The following is a 4,400-nucleotide window of genomic DNA, read 5'->3' as shown; positions in this document are numbered from 1 at the left end:
CAACTCCTCCCCCTGCGCAGCGGGGGGAGGTTGGGAGGGGGGCCCGTGACGACCACTCCTCTCACGTCAAATCCAGCGCTTCCGGCGCTTGAAGCTCTTGAGATTCTTGAAGCTCTTGCGCTCTTCGTTGCCGCCGCCGAGGTAGAATTCCTTCACGTCCTCGTTGTTGCGCAGCTCCTCGGCGGTGCCGTCCAGAACGACCTTGCCGTTCTCCATGATGTAGCCGCGCGTCGCGGCCTGGAGCGCCATGCGGGCGTTCTGCTCGACCAGCAGGATGGTGACGCCAAGGTCCTTGTTGATCTGCCGGATGATGCTGAAGACCTCCTTCACCATCAGCGGCGACAGGCCCATAGACGGCTCGTCCATCAGGATCAGCTTCGGCCGGGCCATCATCGCGCGCCCGATGGCCAGCATCTGCTGCTCGCCGCCCGAGAGGTAGCCGGCGAGGCCGGTGCGTTCCTTCAGGCGGGGGAAATAGTGATAGACCATCTCGATGTCGTCCTTCACGCCACCGTCGCGGCGGGTGAAGGCGCCGAGGCGCAGATTCTCCTGGCAGGTCATGTCGCCGATGATCCGGCGGCCCTCCATCACCTGGAAGATGCCGCGCCGCACGATCTGGTCGGGGTCGATGCCGTTGATGCGCTCCCCCCCGAAGGAGATGTCGCCACGCGTGACCTCGCCGTCCTCGGTCTTCAGCAGCCCGGAGATGGCCTTGAGCGTCGTCGATTTGCCGGCGCCGTTGGCGCCCAGCAGGGCGACGATCTCCCCTTCCGGCACCTCCAGGCTGAGGCCGCGGAGCACCAGGATGACGTCGTTGTAGACGACCTCGATGTTGTTGACGGACAGCAGCGGCGCCTTGGCCGTGCCGGGAACCGGAGCCGGGGCGCCGGCGGGAGTGACCGCGGCGGTCGCGGTGGCGGCGTTCATGATGCGGCACCTGATGCAGTGAGACGGGACGGGTGCCCCCGCCGTCGCCCTTTCACGGCGACGGCGGGGGCGGTCCGGCTTACCAGCCCAGCCACTCCGGCTTGCGCGGGACGTCGACGGTGGCGATCTTCTCCAGCTTGATCGTGCCGGCCTTCACCAGCTCGTCCACCGAGCCGCCGGTGTCGCCGGTCACGTTGGCCCGGTACAGGTTGACCTTGTCCATGCCGCGGTGATCGGTCTCGGTCCAGGTCGACGGCACGCAGACGCCCTCCAGCCCCGCCGGCACCCAGTCCTTCTTCTGGTACATGCCCTTGCGGATGTTCGGGCCGGTCACGCCGCCGTTCTGCTTCGCCCAGTCCATCGCTTCCTTCATGTAGAAGGCGGAGCAGATGCCGGAGACGTAGTGCACCGGACGGTAGGCGGTGCCGGCGGCGTCGGAGACCTTGGAGATCTCCTTGACGATCTTCATGCCCGGCGCGTCGCCGCCCCAGATCGCCGCGGTGCGCACCGGGAAGATCACGCCGTTGGCGGCCGAGCCGGCGGCCTTGGCGGCGTTCTCGTCCATGCCCCAGACGTTGCCCATGAACTGCACCTGGGCGCCAACCGTCTGGCAGGCCTTCAGGACGGAGATGTTGGAGCCCGCCGTGTTGCCCAGATAGGCGTAGTTGGCGCCGGCTTCCTTCAGCGTCAGGCACTGGGCGGTGTAGTCGCCCGGCGTCAGGGCGAACTGGACCGCCGGCAGCACGTCGAAGCCCAGTTCCTTGGCGAGCTGCTCGCCGGCTTCCTTGGGGGCGTTCGGGTAGGGGTGGTTGGCGCCCATATGGACGTATTTGGGCTTGCCCGAGCCGCCCTTCTTCTTCCAGTCGTCCGCCGCCCACATCAGCATGGCGCGCAGGCCGTCGGAATAGGACGGGCCGTAGAAGAAGTTGTAGGGGGCCGGCTTGGAGCCGTGCGGGCCCTTGCCGGTCGGGTCGGTCAGGTGGCCCGAGTAGGAGCCGGAGTAGTAGGGGATCTCGTCCTTGCCGACGAAGCCGGTCAGCGCCTCGGTGTCGGCGGTGCCCCAGCCCTGGATGGCCGCGACCTTGCCGCTGCCCGACGACCACTTCTTGTACTGGCTGATGGCGCGCGGCGCCTGATAGCCGTAGTCCACCGTCTCGACGTCCATCGTCGTGCCGCCGACGCCGCCGTTCTTGTTGATGTAGGCGAGCGCGTCGGCGACGCCCTGGCCGAAGGGCACGCCCACGTCCGAGGTGGCGCCGGACTGGTCGGCGAGATGGCCGACCGGGATCTTCTGGGCGTTGGCGGCCCCGGTGCCGAGCAGGACGACGGCGGCGGACGCCAGCAGGACGGTCTTCATGGTCATGGTGCGTTTTCTCCCAGTCGTTATGTTTTTCAGAAGCCGTGTTGCGGAAAGCGTGTCAGTGCGAGAACGGCCCTAGTGCGAGAACGGGTAGAGCTTCCAGTAGGCCTTGATCTGTTTCCAGCGGTGGGCCAGCCCGTCCGGTTCGAAGACCAGGAACAGGATGATCACCAGGCCGATGGCCATTTCGCGCAGGAAGGCGATGGCCTCCCTCAGGTTCAGCGCGGCGTCGATGGCGGTGCCCGACAGCGCCGTGGTGATGGCCTGCATCACCTCGGGCAGCAGCACCATGAAGGCGGTGCCCATCAGCGACCCCATGATCGAGCCCAGCCCCCCGATGATGATCATGCCGAGGAACTGGATCGAGAAGAGGATCGTGAAACCCTCCACCGACACGAACTGCAGGTAGTGGGCGTAGAGCGCGCCGCCGATGCCGGCGTAGAAGGACGAGATGCCGAAGGACATCGTGCGGTACTTGGTCAGGTTGATGCCCATGATCTCCGCGGAGAGATAATGGTCACGCACCGCCACCAGCGCCCGCCCGTCGCGGGACCGCATCAGGTTGGTCGCCAGGATGTACATGACGACCACATAGACCAGCACGACGTAGAAGAAGCTCTCGTCGGTGTCGAAGGCGTAGCCGAACAGGCTGAACGGCTCCGCGATCGTGCCGGCGGTTCCCCCCGTGAACCAGTCCGCCCGCGAGAAGAAGTCCTGGAGGATGTACTGCGCCGCCAGGGTCGCGATGGCGAGGTACAGGCCCTTCAGCCGCGCCGCCGGGATGCCGAACAGCATGCCGACCGCCGTGGTCATCACGCCGGCCAGCGGGATGGCGAGCGCCACCGGGATGCCGAAGCTGTTCGACAGCCACGCCGACGAGAAGGCGCCGAAGCCGAAGAAGGCGGCGTGCCCGATGGAGATCTGGCCGGTGAAGCCGACCAGGATGTTCAGCCCGAGCGCCGCGATGCCGAGATAGCCGATCTGGATGCACAGGTTCAGCCAGTAGCGGTCCATGAAGGCCGGGCAGAGCAGAAGCAGGGCCACGCCCAGGATAGCGAAGTTGCGGCTGGTCTTGGTCGGGAAGATGGTCGTGTCGGCGGCGTACCGGGTCTTGAAGTCGCCGCTGGGGATGAGACTGATGTTCGCCATGGTTGCGGCCGCTCCTTACACGCGCTCGATGTCCTTGGTGCCGAAGAGGCCGTAGGGCTTGATCATCAAGATGACGATCAGGACGTAGAAGGGGGCGATCTCGTACATGTTGCCCCAGTTCAGCCACTGGCTGTCCAGATAGTGCGCGAGATTCTCCAGCACGCCGACGATCAGGCCGCCCAGCACCGCCCCGGCCACGCTGTCCAGCCCGCCGAGGATGACCGCCGGGAAGACCTTGATGCCGAAGAAGGAGAGCGCGGAGGACACGCCGTTGACGACGCCGACCGTGACGCCGGCCACCGCCGACACCATGGCGGAGATGGCCCAGCTCATCGCGAACATGTGGCGGACGGAGATGCCCAGCGACTGCGCCACCTGCTGGTCGAAGGCGGTCGCCCGCATCGCCAGACCCATCCGCGAGTATTTGAAGAACCAGCCGAAGCCCGCCATGATCAGGATCGAGATGACCAGGCTCATCACATAGACGGTCTGCACGTCGAGCCCGAGGATGTTCACGGTCGGGCTGGCGAAGATGGTCGGGAACGGCTTGGCGAAGACGCCGAACATCCACTTCATCAGGGCCTGGAAGAAGATCGACAGGCCGATGGTGACCATGATGACGGAGATGATCGGCTCCCCGATCATCGGCCGCAGCACGACGACCTGAAGCACGATGCCGAAGACCATCATGAAGGCCAGCGTGATCGGGAAGCCGATCCAGAAGGGCAGCTGCCAGGAGGTCAGCAGCCACCAGCAGGTCCAGGCGCCGATCAGCAGGAACTCGCCCTGGGCGAAGTTCACGATGCGGCTGGCCTTGTAGATCAGCACGAAGGACATCGCCACGACGCCGTACAGCGCGCCGACGATCAGTCCGTTGACGAGAAGCTGGAAGAGCAAGGTCATGGGCGGGTCTCCCCGAAACCGCAATTCTTATTCCCTCTCCCCCCCGGGGAGAGGGTTAGGG

At 65.8% G+C, this 4,400-nt stretch carries 4 protein-coding genes; all 4 read right to left on the bottom strand.

Annotation, left to right across the window (positions count from 1 at the left end; all coding sequences use genetic code 11):
* Positions 1–66: 66 nt before the first annotated feature.
* Positions 67–927 (bottom strand): ABC transporter ATP-binding protein, encoded by an 861-nt coding sequence (locus GBZ26_RS27475; protein WP_246654069.1) that lies wholly within the window; start codon positions 925–927, stop codon positions 67–69.
* A 79-nt stretch (positions 928–1,006) separates the two neighbouring features.
* The gene (locus GBZ26_RS27470; RefSeq protein ID WP_174441529.1) at positions 1,007–2,290 is read right to left on the bottom strand and encodes an ABC transporter substrate-binding protein; all 1,284 of its coding nucleotides are present in this window, start codon (positions 2,288–2,290) and stop codon (positions 1,007–1,009) included.
* A 72-nt stretch (positions 2,291–2,362) separates the two neighbouring features.
* A complete protein-coding gene (locus GBZ26_RS27465; protein WP_174441528.1) occupies positions 2,363–3,436 on the bottom strand; it encodes a branched-chain amino acid ABC transporter permease in 1,074 nt (357 codons plus the stop codon).
* Positions 3,437–3,451: 15 nt separating this feature from the next.
* A complete protein-coding gene (locus GBZ26_RS27460) occupies positions 3,452–4,339 on the bottom strand; it encodes a branched-chain amino acid ABC transporter permease (RefSeq protein WP_174441527.1) in 888 nt (295 codons plus the stop codon).
* Positions 4,340–4,400 lie beyond the last annotated feature (61 nt).

Source organism: Azospirillum formosense, assembly GCF_013340925.1.
GTDB classification, from domain to species: Bacteria; Pseudomonadota; Alphaproteobacteria; order Azospirillales; family Azospirillaceae; genus Azospirillum; species Azospirillum formosense.
The sequence above is the reverse complement of the archived record's forward strand: the minus strand, read 5'-3'. Positions and strand labels throughout refer to the sequence as shown.

Coding starts and splice junctions, on each gene's coding strand:
- GBZ26_RS27460 (WP_174441527.1), bottom strand. CDS start 4,339: ATGACCTTGCTCTTCCAGCTTCTCGTCAACGGACTGATCGTCGGCGCG.
- GBZ26_RS27470 (WP_174441529.1), bottom strand. CDS start 2,290: ATGACCATGAAGACCGTCCTGCTGGCGTCCGCCGCCGTCGTCCTGCTC.
- GBZ26_RS27475 (WP_246654069.1), bottom strand. CDS start 927: ATGAACGCCGCCACCGCGACCGCCGCGGTCACTCCCGCCGGCGCCCCG.
- GBZ26_RS27465 (WP_174441528.1), bottom strand. CDS start 3,436: ATGGCGAACATCAGTCTCATCCCCAGCGGCGACTTCAAGACCCGGTAC.